Below are 16,949 nucleotides of genomic sequence, written 5' to 3' on the forward strand. Positions count from 1 at the left end.
CGATGGATCTCAATCTCAGTGACGAGCAAAAGTTGCTGCGCGAAAGCGCGGAACGTTTCATGGCCGAGAGCTACGATGCCGAGCACCGCCGCAAGATGGCGAACGATCCGCTCGGCTTCAGCCCGGCCGTTTGGAAGCAATTCGCCGAGCTCGGCTGGCTAGCGCTGCCGCTTCCGGAAGAGTTCGGCGGGCTCGGCGGCGGCGCGGTCGACATCGGCATCTTGATGGAGGCCTTCGGCCGGGGCCTGGTTTCTGAACCTTATGTCGCAACAATCGTGCTCGGGGCCGCGCTGATCGCCAGATGCGGCACCAGCGAGCAGAAGCAGGCGAGCCTGCCCAAGGTGGCGGACGGATCACTGAAGCTTGCGCTGGCGCATTCGGAGCGCGCCGCCCGGTTCGATCTTGCCAAGGTCACGACCAGCGCCAACAAGACCGGACAAGGCTGGCGCCTTTCCGGCAGCAAGATCGCCGTGCTCGACGGACATGCCGCCGACGAGATCATCGTCTCCGCGCATATCCACGATCATCGGGGCCCCTCGGGCCGGATCGGCCTGTTCCTCGTGCAGGCGACGACGTCAGGCCTCGTCATCAGTGATTATCCTCGTCTCGGCGGCGGACGCGCCTGCAACATCGAGCTGTTCGACGCGCATCTGCCGGAAGACGCCCTGCTCGGCGACGGCAGCGACGCCGTGCCCGCGATCGAATGGGCGATCGATCGCGCCATGGCCGCGCTCGGTGCGGAAGCTGTCGGCATCATGCAGACGCTGCTCGACACCACGCTCGACTACACCAAGATCCGAAAACAATTCGGCCGGCCGCTCTCCGCCAACCAGGTGATCCGCCACCGCCTCGCCGACATGGCGATGCAGGTGGACGAGGCCCGCTCGATGGCGCTGCGCGCGGCGTTGAAGGCCGATAGCGCGCCGATCGAGCGTGCCCGGGCAGCCTCGGGCGCGAAGGCGAAGATCGGCAAATGCGCGCGCTTCGTCGGCGAGCAGTCGATCCAGCTCCATGGCGGCATGGGCGTCACCGAGGAGCTTGAGGTCGGCGCCTATTTCAAGCGCCTCGTCGCGTTCGACACGCTGTTCGGCGGCAGCGCGCATCACTATGCCCGCCACGCCGAGCTGGGCCGCAGGGCCATCTCTGCTTAACAAGGAGCGCATCATGGACCTGTCGTTCAATGCCGAGGAGCGCGCCTTCCAGAGCGAGGTGCGCGGCTTCATCGCCAAGAATCTCACCGAGGAAATGAAGCGCGCGACCGCGCTGACGCCATCGGTGTTCTCCGATCCCGACATCGGCATGGCCTGGCAGCGCGCGCTGCACGCCCAAGGCTGGGGCGCGCCGGGCTGGCCGGTCGAATATGGCGGCCCCGACTGGACGCCGGCGCAGCGCTGGATCTTCGAGACTGAATGCGCCCGCGCCGGCGTGCCCAACGTCAACGTGATGGGCGTGAAGATGGTCGGACCCGTCATCATCGGCTTCGGCAGCCCCGAGCAGAAGAATTTCTACCTGCCGCGGATTCTCTCCGGCGAGGATTATTGGTGCCAGGGCTATTCCGAGCCGGGCTCCGGCTCAGATCTGTCGTCCCTCAAGACGCGCGCGGTGCGCGACGGCGACGACTACATCATCAACGGCACCAAGATCTGGACCACGCACGCCCATCACGCCAACCGCATGTTCGCGCTGGTGCGCACCAGCGATGGGCCGCGGCAGCAGGACGGCATCAGCTTCATCCTGATCGACATGAAGACGCCGGGCATCACCATCCGTCCCATCCTCACCATCGGCGGCGACCACGAGGTCAACCAGGTGTTCTTCGACGACGTCCGCGTGCCCGTCGCCAACCGCGTCGGCGAGGAAGGCAAGGGCTGGACCTACGGCAAATATCTGCTCGAGTTCGAGCGCGGCGCGGGCATCGCCTCGGCCAAGCTGCGCGAAGGATTGAAGGCGGTTGCCGATCTTGCCGAGTCCGACCTCACGGGCCGCGCCATCGACAGCCCCGACATCGCGACGCGGATTGCCGAGGTCGAGGTCGACATCGACGCGCTCGAGATGACGGAGCTGCGCGTGCTCTCGGCACTCCAGACCGGCCAGAATCCCGGCGCGGTGTCGTCGATCCTGAAGCTGCGCAACAGCGAGATCCGCCAGGCCGTGACGCGGTTAGGGGCCGACGTGATCGGCCATGACGCCCTCGCCGTCGAGCCGATGCGCCCGCTCTACAAGCTCAACCACGAGCCGGCGACGCCTGAGGAGATGCTGACGGTGATGCCGGAATATCTCAACGGCCGCGCCTACACCATCTTTGGCGGCACCTCGGAAATCCAGCGGGATATTATCGCGAAGATGATGCTGGGGATTTAGGGCGAACCGGCGCCACATCCTCAGTGTCGTCCCCGCGGAGGCGGGGACCCATAACCACAGGCCGAGGTGGTTACGGGGACTCGGAGTTGCCAGCTTCGCGCGACAACCACTCCCTGTGGTTATGGGTCCCGGGCTCGCGCTTTGCGCGCCCCGGGACGACGAGCTGAGTTTGGTGCAATAGCCTGCGCAACAGCTAGCGCACTTACCCCGCCGCCTTCGCGTCCCGGATCGCCTGCCAGATCTTCTGCGGCGTCAGGGGCGTGTTCAGCTGGGTGATGCCGAGCTCGGCGAGCGCGTCCATCACGCCGTTGGTGACGCAGGGCGGGCCGCCGATGGCGCCGGATTCGCCGCAGCCCTTGGCGCCGAGCGGATTGGTGCGGCAGGGCGCGGAATCATCCAGCGTCACCACGATCGGCGGCACGTCATCGGCGCGCGGGATGCAGTAATCCTGGTAGCTCGCGGTCAGCAGCTGGCCGTCGGCATCATACGACACGCCTTCATACAGCGCCTGGCCGATGCCTTGCGCGACGCCGCCATGGATCTGGCCGGTGACCAGCATCGGGTTCACGGCGACGCCGACGTCGTCGACCGTGGTGTAGCGCACGACCTTGGAGACGCCGGTCTCGGGGTCGATCTCGACCTCGCAAATATGCGTGCCGTTCGGCCAGCTGGGACCGTCGACCTCGCCTTCGGAATCGACGCTGAGCCTGGCGCCGCTCTCCTTCTCGGCGAGATCGAACAGGCTGATGCGGCGGTCGGTGCCGACCACGGTGAGCATGCCGCCCTGATATTCGATATCCTCGACCGAAGTCTCCAGCACGTTCGCGGCCTTCTCGCGCGCCTTCTGGATCAAGTCATTCGAGGAGACCGCAACCGCGGTGCCGCCGACGAACAGCGACCGCGAGCCGACGCTGCCGAAGCCCATGGCAAGATCGGTGTCGCCCTGCACCACGTCGATCTTGTCCATGGCAATGCCGAGCGTGTCGGAGATCATCTGGGTGTAGGTGGTCTGCAGCCCCTGCCCCATCGCCATGGTGCCGGAATGCAGCACGACGCGCCCTTGCGAGGTCGCGTGCAGGCTGACCTTCTCGGTGTGAGCGCGGCCGCCGGTCCACTCGATGTAGGAGGTGAGTCCGCGGCCGTAGAGCAGGCCCTTCTTCTTCGCGGCCTTCTTGCGCGCGGCAAAGCCGTCCCAGTCGGCGAGCTTCACGGCGCGGTCGAGCATGTGCGCGAAGGCGCCGGAATCGTAGACCTGGCCGGCCGCATTGGTGTAGGGCAGCTGCGCCGGCTTGATGTAATTGGCCTTGCGGATCGCGCGCGGGTCCATGCCGATTTTTCGCGCAGCGGCGTCGAACAGACGCTCGACGATGAACACCGCCTCGGGGCGGCCGGCGCCACGATAGGCCCCGACCGGCGCGGTGTGGGTCATCACCGACTTCACCTCGAAATGCACCAGCGGCAGATCGTAGACGCCGGTCTGTACGAACGGCCCGAGCACCAGCGGGATGATGTTGGCCGCGCCCGAGGAATAGGCCCCGGTGCAGCCGATCGACTTGACGCGATAGGCCAGCACCTTGCCCTTCTCGTCCAGCGCGAAGGACGCCGTCGACGTGAGATCGCGGCCGTGGGTACCGCCGACGAACTCGTCGGTGCGGTCGCCGCGCCAGCGGATCTTCTTGTTCAGCTTGGTCGCGGCATAGGCGACGATGCCGTCCTCGGGATAGAGATTGGTCTTCTGGCCGAAGCCGCCGCCGATGTCGCCGACCAGCACGCGGACGCTGTCCTTGGGACGCTTGAGCACGGCTTCCGCCAGCACGTCGCGGGTCGAGGCCGGCGTCTGCGATTGCACGTGCAGCAGGAGACGTCCCGACTTCTTGTCGATCTCGGCAATGGTCGAGCGCGGCTCCATCGCGGACGGAACGAGACGCTGGCTGACGATATCGAGCTCGACGGTGTGCGCCGCCTTGGCAAAGGCCTCGTCGACCTTGGCGGCATCGCCGTAGCTCATGGCGCCGACGATGTTGTCGGGCGCCTCCGGCCACACCACGGGCGCGCCTGATTTCACCGCCTCGACGGGATCGACCACCGCGGGCTGCACATCGTATTCGACCACGATCGCCTCGGCCGCGCTCTGCGCCTCCACGCGCGATGACGCCACCACCGCGGCCACGGCCTCGCCGGCATAGCGGACGACCTCGTGGGCGAGCAGCCGGCGCGGCGGCACGGTCATCGGCTTGCCGTCCGGGCGCTTGAAGATGTTCAGCGTCGGGATGGTACCGATGTCGTCCTTGACGAGGTCCGCGCCGGTGTAGATCGCGGCAACGCCCGGCATCGAAGCCGCGGCGCTGGTGTCGATCGAGACGATCTTGGCGTGGGCGTGCGGCGAGCGCAGCACGTGCAACCACAGCGCGCCGTCGGCCGGCTTGTCGTCGATGAACTGTCCCTTCCCGGTGAGCAGCCTCTGGTCTTCCAAACGCTTGACGGGCTGCCCCGCTCCGAAACGCAAATTGCCGGGAAGAATGTTCATTCCGCTGTATCCTCGAGATCCGGAAAAACGACCGCGCGGTTTTAACCGATTTTGCGCGCCAGACAACCGAGCCCCGGCACATCTGCAATGCGCGTCAGAGCCCCTTGCAGGCGCGGATTGGGCGGCTAGGACCTGTCGATATCGACAATGCTCACATTCACGTCACGGGTGTCCGAGCCGCGCTTGACCGTGAGCCGAACGGTCTTTCCGGCCCCGGCCTGCTCGAGCGCATCGGTCAGGTCGGCAAGGCGCCGCACCGGCTTGCCTTCCACCGCGGTGATGATGTCTCCGACCGCTCCCGTGGAAAAGTTGACACCGCGAATCCCCGCCCGCTCGGCAGGACTGCCGGGGGCCGTCCGCACCACGATCACCCCTTCGACAGCAAGCCGGGTCGACACATCCTCGCCGGCGGCCACGATGCCGATGCCCGGCGTCGGCACGCGGCCGTTGCGGATCAGCTCAGGGACGATCCGGTTCACGACGTCGACCGGGACCGCGAAGCCGATGCCGGCGTTCGATCCGGACGGCGAGATGATCGCTGTGGTGACGCCGATCAGCCGGCCGGCGGAATCCAGCAGCGGCCCGCCCGAATTGCCGGGGTTGATCGCGGCATCGGTCTGGATAACGTTCGCGATCTCCCGGCCGCCATGGGTCGGGAGCCGGCGCTTGAGCGCGCTGATGATGCCAGAGGTCATCGACTGATCCAGCCCGAAGGGATTGCCGATCGCGAAGGCGGATTGTCCGACTTTCAGGTCATTCGAACTGCCCAGCGCAATCGGAGCTGGAAGCTGGCGCACGCTGCGGATGCGCAACACCGCGAGATCGTAATTGGGCGCCGTGCCGACCAGGTCGACCTGGGCCACCTCACCCGAGGCAAAGCGCACGGCGATCTCGCCGCCATTGGCGACAACATGATTGTTCGTCACCAGGTGGCCGTCGCGGTCCCAGACAAATCCCGTGCCGGAAGCACCGCCGCCGGCCTGGCTCTCCTCGCCCATGAGGGGACTCGCCGCCGACTTGGCCGCAACCTGAACGACCGACGGCGATACGCGCTCGAAGATGTCGATGGTCGCCTTCTCGCCGTCCCACAGCGGCCCGCGCTGCTCGACGGCACGTGCGGAGGGCGCGGCCCATGGGACATACGAGACGGGGACATGCAGGATCTTCGCGGCCGTGACCGCGACCAGCAGGGCGGCGAAGGCTGCCGCGGCAATCGCATAGCGACGATTCATTGGGTGATCACCGTGTCTTGTGCTGAATGCGGGCTGTGAGATGCACATGCATGAAGTGGCAGGATCTCGCTTACGCAGCAACGTCGCAAACGCGCGGAAGTTTCTCGGTCAGGTATGGACCATTTTGCGCCCGGCACGGATGCCGGGGCATATTGCCGCGTGGCGAGCTATTCCAGCTCGCGCAGCGCCGTTTCCACGATTTTGCGCGCATCCGCCGTCAGTGGCGCCTGCGGCGGGACGGGGCCGCCGACGTCATAGCCCTGGATCGCAAGGCCGGCCTTGATGCACGCCGCGAGATTGAAACGGGCGAAGGCTTCGTTGATCCGCCACAGCCGCCGCTGCAGCGCCATGGCCTCGTCCCAGCGGCCGGCCGTGCATAGATCGTAGAGCATCACGCTCTGGCGTGGGATGATGCAGGCAGGTCCCGCCATCCAGCCGCGGCCGCCGATCAGCATCACCGCCGCCGGAATGTGGGCGGAGGCGGAGAACACGCGCAAGGAGTCCCCGCAGCGGTTCATGATCGAGAGCAGCCGACCGGTGTTGGTCGAGGCATCCTTGATGTAGCCGATGCGCGGATGCTCGGCGAGGCGCGCGATGACGTCGAGCGTGAGATCGGAGCGCTGGAATTGCGGATTGGTGTAGATGACGACGGGAATGTCGACGGCATCGGCAATGGCGCGGAAATAGGATTCGACCTGCGCATCGGCCAGGGGGAAATACGCCTCCAAAATCGCAAGGATGCCGTCGGCCCCACACTTCTGGCAGGCTTTCGCCTGCGCCACCGCATCCGCCGTTGCGGTCGAGGCGACGCCGGCGATAACAGGCACGCGCCCCTGCGCGGCCTCAATCGTGGTCTGCACGACCGCCATGCGTTGCGCGGCGTTCAGGTAAGCGAATTCGCCGGTCGAGCCCAACGGCGTCAGCCCGTGCACGCCGGCGCCGATCAGGTCGTCGCAGAGTTTTGCCAGCACGTTGGTTCGCACCGTGCCGTCGGCATCGATGGGCGAGACGAGATACGGAAGGACACCGTGGAATTCGGACATGCGGCGCTGAGCCCGGTCGATTGGTTTGCGGCTGACCGCTATTACCAATGCCGGCGCCGGCGATCAAACCCTGAGCAGACGCACCCGCGTGCCCCAGGGATCGATCGCCTCCACCCCGTCCGCAAGCGCCGTGACCTTCACACCGCCTTTGCGCAGCCGTTCTTCCTGCGCGGCGAGCAGCTCCGGCTTCGCCATCACCAGCGAGAACCAGGCAAGACCGGTCGTGGACTCGTCGCGCTGGCCGGCGCCCTGGCTCTGCCAGACATTCATGCCGAGGTGATGGTGATAGCGGCCCGACGCCAGGAACGCGGCGCCGCTGCGGCGACGAGTCGGGTCGAGGCCGACCGTGCCGTGATAGAAGCTCTCGGCCTGGGCGAGATCGCCGACGCGCAGATGCATGTGGCCGATGCGCATTCCGTCCGGCGCCTTGGCATAATCGGGAACGCGCGTATTGGTGAGCGACAACAGGTCGGGAATGTTGAGCTCGTCGGTCGCCATCTTCACGCTACCCTCGCTCCATTGCCATTGCGAGGGGTCGCGGTCGGCATAGACCTCGATGCCGTTGCCTTCGGGGTCGTCGAGATAGACGGATTCGGAGACGAGATGATCGGCAAAGCCCGACAACGGCACCCGGTGCGAGGCGGCATGAACCAGCCAGCGCGCCAGATCCTTGCGGGTCGGCATCAGGAAGGCGGTGTGGTAGAGGCCTGCGGCGCTGCGCGATTCAATCGCGGCTTCGGGACGGGCCTCCAGCACCAGCAGCGTGAGGCCTGATGTGCCGAGCTTGGCTGTGGCCGCCGAGCGCTCCATCACGGTGAGCCCGATCACATCGCGGTAATAATCTGCGACTTTGTCGAGGCTCTTCACCCGCAGCGTCACCATGCCGACCCGCATCGGCGTAGGGCTGGCAAAGGTGGGGCCGCCGCCCTGCGCTGTGCCCTCGGCACGGGCCGCGGCTGCGGCGGCCATGGCGAGCGAGGTGGCGCCGGCGAGCTGCAGCAGGGTGCGGCGGGTCAAGTCGATGGTCATCGGTCGGGCTCGCTGGAAATCCTCGAGGCCAAATGGCCCAATTTTGGGATTGCTACACGTTCCCGTGAGGCGCTCCCAATCACATGTTCGTCGGTCGCGGTCTTGCGGAGGCCGTCCTGGTCCTGGCCACCCGGCCAGTTTCGCAATCGCCCGCGGCATCCCAGATTGAGGACAACTTACGGGAGCCCGCCATGACTGATCTTAGTCCCCTGTCCTCACTGTCCTCCGCGCTCGCGGACATTGTGGCGCGCACCGCGCCGTCCGTCGTCTCGGTGCATTCGCATCGCGCTCGCGCGACCGGCTTCGTCTGGAAGAGCGGCCTGATCATCACCGCCGATGAGGCCCTCGCCGACGAGGGCGAGGTCGAGATCGGCCTCGCCGACGGTAGTCGGGTCGCTGCCACGATCGCCGGCCGCGACCACACCACCGACATCGCGCTGCTGCGCACTGAGGCCGCGGTCGCGCCGGTCAAGCTCGCCGCAACCGTCCCGCCGCTGGGCGCATTGTCGGTCGTGGTCGCGACCAACCGGGAGACACCGAGCGCGGCGCTCGGGATGGTGTCGGCGTCCGGAAAGAGCTGGCGTTCCTTGCGCGGCGGCGATATCGACGCGCGGATCGAGCTCGATGTCCGCCTGCGCGGCAGCCAGCAGGGCGGGCTCGCGCTCGATGCATCGGGCGAAGCCTTCGGCATGGCCGTGCTCGGGCCGCGACGCGTGCTGGTGATCCCGACCGCGACGATCGAGCGTGTCGCGCCGCAGCTCGAGGCGCGCGGCCGCATCGCACGCGGTTATCTCGGCCTCGGGCTGCAGCCGGTGCGGCTCGACGACGGCATCGGCGCGATGGTGATGAATGTCGACAAGGCCGGGCCTTCGGCCGCGGCCGGCATTCGCCAGGGCGACGTGATCGTGGCGGTCAACGGCCAGAAGCTGTCGGGCGTGCGCGCACTGTCGCGAACGCTGGGACCTGCGAGCGTCGGCGCGGTGGTCGACGTCGCCGTGCACCGTGGCGGCGAGCCGGTCAGCTTCAAGGTCACGGTCGGCGAAAGGCCGGAGGCGTGAGCGAGGACAAGACGGCGGAGATCGTATTGTCGCTGGAGATCGACGACCCCACACTCGCCGATCGCCTCGCGGCCCTGCTCGGCAATGTCGCCGGGCTTCGCCTCGCAGCGCCCGGCGAGCAGCCCGCCGCAACGATCGTCGCCCGCGATCCGCGCATCATGCCTGCGGACATCGCGCTGACGCAGCGCGAGCTCGACGTGCTGGCGCTGATGGCCGAGGGCGCCTCCAACAAGATGATCGCACGGCAGCTCGGCATCTCCGTGCACACCGTGAAATTCCATGTCGGCTCGTTGCTCGACAAGCTCGACGCCACCGGCCGCACCGATGCGGTGGCGCATGCGGCGCGCCGCGGCGTGATCGAGCTTTGACAGCCCTAACGGCGCCGCTCAGCCGCTACACCCGCTTGCCGCCGTTCTTCTCCGCCGCGCGGCGCAGCGCTTCGGCGAGCGCGCCGCCGCCAGAAGATTCCTGCTTGCGCGGCGCCGCCGACGTCATGCGGCTTGCGTTGCGCTGATTGTTGTCGCGCTGCATGCCCGGGGCGTCCTTCTTAGGCCCGACCTCGTCGTCGAGGCGAAGCGTCAGCGAGATGCGCTTGCGGGCGACCTCGAAGTCCAGCACCTTCACCTTGACAATGTCGCCGGGCTTCACCACCTCGCGCGGATCCTTGATGTAGGTCCTCGACATCGCCGAGATGTGCACGAGGCCATCCTGGTGCACGCCGATGTCGACGAAGGCGCCGAAGGCGGCGACGTTGGTCACGGTGCCCTCGAGGATCATGCCCTTCTTGAGATCCTTGATCTCCTCGACGCCTTCCTTGAACACCGCCGCCTTGAACGCAGGGCGCGGGTCGCGACCGGGCTTTTCCAACTCGCGAAGGATGTCGGTGACGGTCGGCAGACCGAAGGTCTCGTCGACGAAATCCTTCGGCTTCAGCGTGCGCACGACGTCGCTGTTGCCGATCAGCGCCTTGATGTCGCTCCTGGTCGCTTCGAGAATCCGGCGCACCACGGGATAGGCTTCTGGATGCACGCCGGAGGCATCGAGCGGATCCTCGCCGCCGAGGATACGCAGGAAGCCCGCGCACTGCTCGAACGCCTTCGGCCCGAGCCGCGGCACGTCCTTGAGCGCCTTGCGCGACCTGAACGGGCCGTTGGCGTCGCGATGCGCCACGATGCTCTGGGCAAGGCCGGAGCCGACGCCCGACACGCGCGCCAGCAGCGGCGCGGAGGCGGTGTTGACGTCGACGCCGACCGCGTTCACGCAATCCTCGACCACGGCGTCGAGCGATTTGGCGAGCTTGGCCTGGCCGAGGTCGTGCTGATACTGGCCGACGCCGATCGCCTTCGGCTCGATCTTGACGAGCTCGGCGAGCGGGTCCTGCAGGCGCCGCGCGATCGACACCGCGCCGCGCAGGGTGACGTCGAGGCCGGGCAGCTCCTCCGAGGCGAAGGCCGAGGCCGAATAGACCGACGCGCCGGCTTCGGAGACCACGATCTTGTTCATCTTCAGCTCGGGCAGGCCCTTGACCAGCTCGGTCGCGAGCTTGTCGGTCTCGCGCGAGGCGGTCCCGTTGCCGATCGCGATCAGCTCGACGCGGTGCTTGATGGCGAGCCGGCCGAGCGTCGCCAGCGACTCGTTCCATTGCCGCTGCGGCTCGTGCGGATAGATCGCGGTGGTGTCGACCACCTTGCCGGTGGCATCGACGACGGCAACCTTCACGCCGGTGCGGTAGCCGGGATCGAGCCCCATGGTGACGCGGGTGCCGGCGGGCGCGGCCAGCAGGAGGTCGCGCAGGTTCGAGGCGAACACGCGCACGGCCTCAGTCTCGGCCGAATTCCACAGCCGCATGCGCAGATCGATATTAAGATGCACCTGGATCTTGGTTCGCCAGGCCCAGCGCACGGTATCGATCAGCCAGCGGTCGCCGGGACGCTTGAGATCGGCAATGCCGAACCGCTTCATGATCTTCAATTCATAGGCGCTCGGCACGCCCGGCGGCGGCGCCTCGGCCTCGGGCTGAATTTGCAGGTCGAGAATTTCTTCTTTCTCGCCGCGGAACATCGCGAGGATGCGGTGCGAGGGCAGTTTTGTCAGCGGCTCGGAGAAATCGAAATAGTCGGCGAATTTTTCGCCCTCGGTCTTCTTGCCGTCGCGCACCTTGGAGGCCATGCGCGCATTGGTCCACATCTCCTCGCGCAGGGCGCCGATCAGATCGGCATCCTCGTCGAAGCGTTCGACCAGGATGGCGCGGGCGCCGTCGAGCGCGGCAGCGGCGTCAGCGACGCCCTTCTCGGCGTTGATGAAGCCTTCCGCCACGACCTTCGGATCATTGCCGGGCTCAGCCATAAGCTGGTTGGCGAGCGGCTCGAGGCCGGCTTCCTTGGCTATCTCCGCCTTGGTGCGGCGCTTCGGCTTGAACGGCAGATAGATGTCCTCGAGGCGAGCCTTGCTGTCAGCGGCCATGATCGAGGCCTCGAGGGCCGCATCGAGCTTGCCCTGCTCGCGGACCGATTCGAGAATGGCCTTGCGGCGATCCTCGAGCTCGCGCAGGTAAACCAGGCGCTCCTCCAGAGTGCGCAATTGCGCGTCGTCGAGCGCACCGGTCGCTTCCTTGCGGTAGCGGGCGATGAAGGGAACCGTGGCGCCGCCGTCGAGCAGCGTCACCGCCGCCTCGACCTGCTCGGCGCGAACCCCAAGCTCCTGCGCAATTTTCTGGTTGATGTTTGCCACGCGAGATTCCCTCTAATCCAAGCACGCGGGCGCAGGGGCGAACCACCGGCCGCGGGACGCCGCTTATGGACCAACCAAGGTTGATTCATCAAGGTGCGGTGCGCAACCGTCGACAGAGGATTTTTTGCCCGACCGATGCGATCTCGCCACATTCGTGGGGGCGCGGCGACTTGACATCGGCCCCGCGTTCCGCGCCTGCTTGCTCCCGCCGGGCCAACGAACACTCCGCACGAGGACCAATCATGCGTACCACATCGGTCGGCGTCTTCAGGATCGCCACCGCAGGACCCGGCGACGTCTCCGGCCTGATGGACTTGATCGGCTCAGGCGCGATCGATCCCACCTCGATCCTCGCCGTTCTCGGCAAGACCGAGGGCAATGGCGGCGTCAACGATTTTACCCGGGAATACGCGGTGGCCGCGCTATGTACGGCGCTGGCACCCAAGCTTGGCCTGTCGGCGGAGGCAGTCGAGCAGCGTATCGCCTTCGTGATGTCCGGCGGCACCGAGGGCGTGCTGAGCCCGCACATCACGGTGTTCGCGCGCAGCGAGGCCGAGCAGCCGGCACGCCTCTACGGCAAGCGCCTCAGCATCGGCATGGCGCACACGCGGGACTTCTTGCCCGAGGAGCTCGGCCGCGCCGCGCAGATCGCCGAGACAGCGAAGGCCGTGCGAGCCGCCATGGCCGATGCCGGCATCAACGATCCCGCGGACGTTCATTTCGTGCAGATCAAGTGCCCGCTGCTGACCAGCGAGCGCGTTGCGGCGGCAAACGCCCGCGGCACCACAACGGCAACGACAAGCGCTTACAGCTCGATGGCCTATTCGCGCGGTGCGTCCGCGCTGGGCGTTGCGGTCGCGCTCGGCGAGATCAGTTCCGACGTCGGCGACGAGGACGTGCTGCGGCGCTATGATCTGTTCTCCAAGGTGGCCTCGACCTCGTCGGGGATCGAGCTGATGCATAACGTCGTCATCGTGCTCGGCAACTCGGCATCTTCAGCGAGTGAGTTCGAGATCGGCCATGCCGTGATGGAGGATGCCATCGACGCCGCGGCGGTGGTATCGGCGTTGAACAGCGTCGGGCTTGGCACTGCGCCGCAAACCACCGCGGGCCGCACGCTCGTCAACATCTTCGCCAAGGCGGAGGCCTCGCCTAACGGCACAGTGCGCGGCTTCCGCCACACCATGCTTGAAGACACCGACATCAGCGCGACACGCCACGCCCGCGCAGCGGTCGGCGGCCTGATCGCGGGCCTTGCCGGCACCGGCGCAATCTACGTGTCCGGCGGCGCCGAGCATCAGGGGCCGGCCGGCGGCGGCCCGGTTGCAGCGATCGCACGACTGTCGGATTGATAGCCGGCAGCCCGACCTCTCCGCCGGGCGCAACCCTGCCCCTCGTGGCGCCTCGGTTGATTCACGCGGGCCGTTGCGAAAAAGGTGACGCCGCGGCCTTAAGGGGATTTGACTTCATGACTTTGCCGATGAGCTGGAATGAATGGGCACAGCACGATGGCGTCGCGCTGGCGGGGCGCGTTCGCAAGGGCGAGCTGACGGCGAAGGAGCTGGCGCGCCAGGCCGCCGCGGGCGTTGCCAAGGTCAATCCAGCGCTGTCCGGCGTGGTCGAGCTGTTCGAGGACGTGATCGCCGATCCCGCCAAGGACGGCGCCAATCTCGCAGGTCCGTTCGCCGGCCTGCCCTTCCTGATGAAGGACCTCGGACCGACCATGAAGGGCCGGCTGCAGGAGATGGGATCGCTGCTGATGCGCGGCAATCGCGCGAGCGCCGATACGTTCCTCACCGGCAAATTCCGTCAGGCGGGGCTCAACCTGATCGGTCGCACCACGACGCCAGAATTCGGCGTGTGCTCGTCGGCCGACAATCCTGCCGTCTACGTCACGCGCAATCCCTGGAATACGGACTACACCACCTGCGGCTCATCGGCAGGCAGCGCGGCGATGGTGGCCGCGGGCGTGGTGCCGATCGCGCATGCGACCGACGGCGGCGGCTCGATCCGCATTCCCGCCGGCGTCAACGGCAATATCGGCCTGAAGGTCTCGCGCGGCGTGTTCTCGCTCGCGCCGCACATGTCGGACCTGACCGGCCTCGTCTCGATCCAGGGCTGCCAGTCGCGCTCGGTGCGCGACACTGCCGCCTTCGTCGATCATGCGCGCGGGCCTGCGCCCGGCGAGTTCATGCCGTTCTGGACCACGGCGCAGCCATATTGCGAGATGATCAAGCGCGATCCCGGCAAGCTTCGCATCGCGCTGTCGCACACATGGGGCAATTACACCGCGGCGCCCGAGCTCGCTGCCGAGCTGGAGAAGGCCGGACGCTTCCTCGAAGGCCTCGGCCACCACGTCGACTATGCGCTGCCGGAGATCGACCTCCCGGCCGCCTTCGAGGCGCAGACCACCTGCTACATCTCGAACTTCGCGGTGGTGATCTCCAACATGCTCGCCGCGCGCGGACTGGAAAAGCCGCCGGAGGATCTGATCGAGCCGATGAACATCCGCATCTGGGAAGCCGGGCGCCACACCAGCTTTGCCGAGCGGGCGAAGATGCAGGCCGTGTTCAACACGACCTCGCGCGGCTTCGGCAGCTTCTTCGAGCAATGGGACGTGATCCTGACGCCGATCACGGCGCTGCCGACGCCGAAGGTCGGCACCAGGGAATATCTCACCATCTCGGACAATCCTGATGTGCGCGACTGGTTCGAGAATCTCTGGCGCTTCTTCGCCTTCACGCCGCTCGCCAATCTCTGCGGCATGCCGGCGATCTCGATGCCGATGGCGGCGCAAGACCACGGCCTGCCGCTCGGCATCCAGGCCATCGCCAAGCAGGCCAATGACGGCCTGTTGCTGCAGCTAGCCGCCCAGATCGAGCGCGCGCTCGACGGCAAGTGGAACGGCGGCAAAAAACCGAAGGTGCATGTAGGCTAACTAGAGCGTGATGAGATCAGTTCGATCGCTACGGCGGAGGTGCACTCCCTCTCCCGCTTGCGGGAGAGGGCTGGGGAGAGGGTGTTTCCGCGATGGGACAATCCCCTAGAGGAGAAAGCCCTCACCCGCGCCTTCGGCGCGACCTCTCCCGCAAGCGGGAGAGGTTGCAGCGAGCCCGTGGCATGGATCTCGCTTTAGCAAGTGTGCGATCGCATCGATACGCGATCGCAACAGCCTCAGTTCTTGACCGCCGGTATCTCCTCCGCCACCGGCTGCTTCTGACCCTGCTGATACATCGCGAGCGCCTTTTCGAGGGCTTCGCGCAGTGCCAGTGCTGCGGCGACACTGCAACGCAGATGCGCGGTCTGGACCACGTCGACCCTGACGGCGGCGCCGACCGGCATCAACAGGTTTGCGGCAAGCTCGATCTGGATCGCGCCGTTGTGGTGACCGAAGCAGGATGCGCCGTCGAAATAGATGATCGGCGCCCGCTCGGCGCTGGAGGTGGAAATGGTGACGGGCCCCTGGGCGGTCGAGGGCGTTTCGGGGTCGGCCATGGGCGCTCCTTGCAGTGCATCGACGAACGAAGCGCCCACCATCGGCGCTTCGGCGCGCCCTGTCGAGACCAAACCGCCGATGCGGGGCTCATTCCGGGTTTTGCGCGAGGCCCGACACTGGTCTAGAAGGTCCCCATGAGCACCACGCCGACCACGCTTGCCTTCGAGGAACTCGCCGAGGCCATCAAGGGCCGCCGCTCCGATTACGGCCATATCAGCGGGCTCCAGCTCGACCGGTTCGCACCTGGCGAGGCGTGGTCCAGCCTGCCCTATCGACCGGCCTTCGTCGGCGACACCGCGACCGGCGTGCTGCATGGCGGCGTCGTCACCGCGATGCTGGACGAGAGCTGCGGCATGGCGGTGCAACTTGCGCTCGACGGCACCCGCGCGATCGCGACCCTGGACCTTCGCATCGACTACCAGAAACCGGCAACGCCCGGCCTCGACATCAAGGCGCATTCGGTCTGCTACCGCACCACGCGCTCGATCGCCTTCGTGCGCTCCACCGCCTATCAGGAGTCCGAGGACGATCCGGTCGCGACCGCGACCGCCTGCTTCATGATCGGCGCCAACCGCACCAACATGCTCGCCGACCACCGGATGGATGCGCGCAGCATCCCGACGCTGGAGGCGCCGGAGGATCCGGACGGGCCCTTTGCGCGCAGCCCGTTCGCGCGCGCGCTCGGCATCCGCGTCAACGATGACGGCACGCTGACGATGCCGTTCTCGCCGCAGATCATCGGCAATCCGATCCTGCCGGCGATCCATGGCGGCATGACGGGCGCCTTCCTCGAGACCACCGCCATCATCGGCGTGGCGCGGGAGCTCGGCGCTGGCGCACCGCCCAAGCCGATCGGCCTCACCGTCAACTACTTGCGCTCCGGACGCGCGCTCGACACGTTTGCCGACGTCTCGATCGTGAAGCAGGGCCGACGTATCGTCGCCTTCGAGGCGCGGGCCTGGCAGGACGATGCGACGAGGCCGATCGCCACCGCTTTCGGTCACTTCATGCTGCGCCCGACGCCTGGAAGTGACGAGGAATAAGCCCATTTTGACTTGACGGCCGCAGCTCCGGCCCCAACGATAGCGCGCCTTTCGCCAGAGGAATTGGATTGCGGCATCCGCTCGACATCGTTGCCATGTTCGCCGCACTCTGGCTGCTGGCATCGATGGTACTCGACACGCTGACGCCGAAGGAGCTGACCGCGATCATGATCGGCATCGCGATCGGCCCGGCCATCGTCATCACCGCCGTGTTCTATTACCTGCGGTGCCCGCGAACGGATTTTGCGGTGATGTTCGCAGCGCTGTGGCTGATCTCCGATATCGCGATCGCCTTAATCTCGCCGAAGCAGCTGCCGCATTTCCTGATCGCGCTCGGCTTCGTGCCGGCGATGCTGATCGGCGTCGTGCTGCACTGGCAGACGTTCACCTCTCCTCGGCGGGGAGAGGTGAACCACCGCGCCGGCTGATA

General features: G+C 66.8%; 14 protein-coding genes. 8 read left to right on the forward strand and 6 right to left on the reverse strand.

Annotated features, from left to right (window positions below; genetic code table 11):
* Positions 1-2: 2 nt before the first annotated feature.
* Both ACTEK7_RS23760 and ACTEK7_RS23765 read left to right on the forward strand, forming a co-directional pair.
* The gene (locus tag ACTEK7_RS23760; RefSeq protein WP_225148023.1) at positions 3-1,151 is read left to right on the forward strand and encodes an acyl-CoA dehydrogenase family protein; all 1,149 of its coding nucleotides are present in this window, start codon (positions 3-5) and stop codon (positions 1,149-1,151) included.
* Between the two features lie 13 nt (positions 1,152-1,164).
* Positions 1,165-2,361, forward strand: coding sequence for an acyl-CoA dehydrogenase family protein (locus ACTEK7_RS23765; RefSeq protein ID WP_225142135.1), 1,197 nt, complete (start codon positions 1,165-1,167; stop codon positions 2,359-2,361).
* Between the two features lie 202 nt (positions 2,362-2,563).
* Here the strand turns inward: ACTEK7_RS23765 and ACTEK7_RS23770 are convergent, their stop codons facing one another.
* The 4 genes from ACTEK7_RS23770 to ACTEK7_RS23785 all read right to left on the reverse strand — a co-directional run bounded on the left by ACTEK7_RS23770 (position 2,564) and on the right by ACTEK7_RS23785 (position 8,192).
* Positions 2,564-4,888, reverse strand: a complete 2,325-nt coding sequence (locus tag ACTEK7_RS23770; RefSeq protein WP_225148024.1) for a xanthine dehydrogenase family protein molybdopterin-binding subunit — start codon at positions 4,886-4,888, stop codon at positions 2,564-2,566.
* 125 nt (positions 4,889-5,013) lie between these two features.
* Positions 5,014-6,120 (reverse strand): S1C family serine protease, encoded by a 1,107-nt coding sequence (locus ACTEK7_RS23775; RefSeq protein WP_225148025.1) that lies wholly within the window; start codon positions 6,118-6,120, stop codon positions 5,014-5,016.
* 167 nt (positions 6,121-6,287) lie between these two features.
* Positions 6,288-7,163, reverse strand: a complete 876-nt coding sequence (locus ACTEK7_RS23780; protein WP_225148026.1) for a dihydrodipicolinate synthase family protein — start codon at positions 7,161-7,163, stop codon at positions 6,288-6,290.
* Positions 7,164-7,226: 63 nt separating this feature from the next.
* Entirely contained in the window at positions 7,227-8,192 is a 966-nt protein-coding gene (locus tag ACTEK7_RS23785) for a VOC family protein (RefSeq protein ID WP_225148027.1), read from the reverse strand.
* Between the two features lie 191 nt (positions 8,193-8,383).
* Here ACTEK7_RS23785 and ACTEK7_RS23790 point away from each other — a divergent pair, with 191 nt between their 5' ends.
* Together ACTEK7_RS23790 and ACTEK7_RS23795 are read left to right on the forward strand one after the other, a co-directional pair.
* Entirely contained in the window at positions 8,384-9,250 is an 867-nt protein-coding gene (locus tag ACTEK7_RS23790; protein ID WP_225148028.1) for a S1C family serine protease, read from the forward strand.
* Complete coding sequence (locus ACTEK7_RS23795) at positions 9,247-9,618, forward strand: response regulator transcription factor (protein WP_225148029.1); 372 nt, start codon at positions 9,247-9,249, stop codon at positions 9,616-9,618. The genes ACTEK7_RS23790 and ACTEK7_RS23795 overlap by 4 nt, the downstream gene beginning before the upstream one ends.
* 25 nt (positions 9,619-9,643) lie before the next feature.
* Here the strand turns inward: ACTEK7_RS23795 and ACTEK7_RS23800 are convergent, their stop codons facing one another.
* Entirely contained in the window at positions 9,644-11,980 is a 2,337-nt protein-coding gene (locus tag ACTEK7_RS23800) for a Tex family protein (RefSeq protein WP_225148030.1), read from the reverse strand.
* A gap of 242 nt (positions 11,981-12,222) precedes the next feature.
* Here ACTEK7_RS23800 and atzD point away from each other — a divergent pair, with 242 nt between their 5' ends.
* Positions 12,223-13,332 (forward strand): cyanuric acid amidohydrolase, encoded by a 1,110-nt coding sequence (gene atzD / locus ACTEK7_RS23805; protein WP_225148031.1) that lies wholly within the window; start codon positions 12,223-12,225, stop codon positions 13,330-13,332.
* Positions 13,333-13,448: 116 nt separating this feature from the next.
* The gene (locus ACTEK7_RS23810; RefSeq protein WP_225148032.1) at positions 13,449-14,918 is read left to right on the forward strand and encodes an amidase; all 1,470 of its coding nucleotides are present in this window, start codon (positions 13,449-13,451) and stop codon (positions 14,916-14,918) included.
* Between the two features lie 236 nt (positions 14,919-15,154).
* Here ACTEK7_RS23810 and ACTEK7_RS23815 read toward each other — a convergent pair whose 3' ends face one another.
* Complete coding sequence (locus ACTEK7_RS23815; RefSeq protein WP_036009675.1) at positions 15,155-15,475, reverse strand: hypothetical protein; 321 nt, start codon at positions 15,473-15,475, stop codon at positions 15,155-15,157.
* 135 nt (positions 15,476-15,610) lie between these two features.
* Here ACTEK7_RS23815 and ACTEK7_RS23820 point away from each other — a divergent pair, with 135 nt between their 5' ends.
* Both ACTEK7_RS23820 and ACTEK7_RS23825 read left to right on the forward strand, forming a co-directional pair.
* Positions 15,611-16,519, forward strand: a complete 909-nt coding sequence (locus tag ACTEK7_RS23820; RefSeq protein ID WP_225148033.1) for a PaaI family thioesterase — start codon at positions 15,611-15,613, stop codon at positions 16,517-16,519.
* A 68-nt stretch (positions 16,520-16,587) separates the two neighbouring features.
* Positions 16,588-16,947, forward strand: a complete 360-nt coding sequence (locus tag ACTEK7_RS23825; protein ID WP_225113897.1) for a hypothetical protein — start codon at positions 16,588-16,590, stop codon at positions 16,945-16,947.
* The last annotated feature ends 2 nt before the right edge of the window (positions 16,948-16,949 follow it).

Source organism: Bradyrhizobium sp. JHI2711, assembly GCF_056156565.1.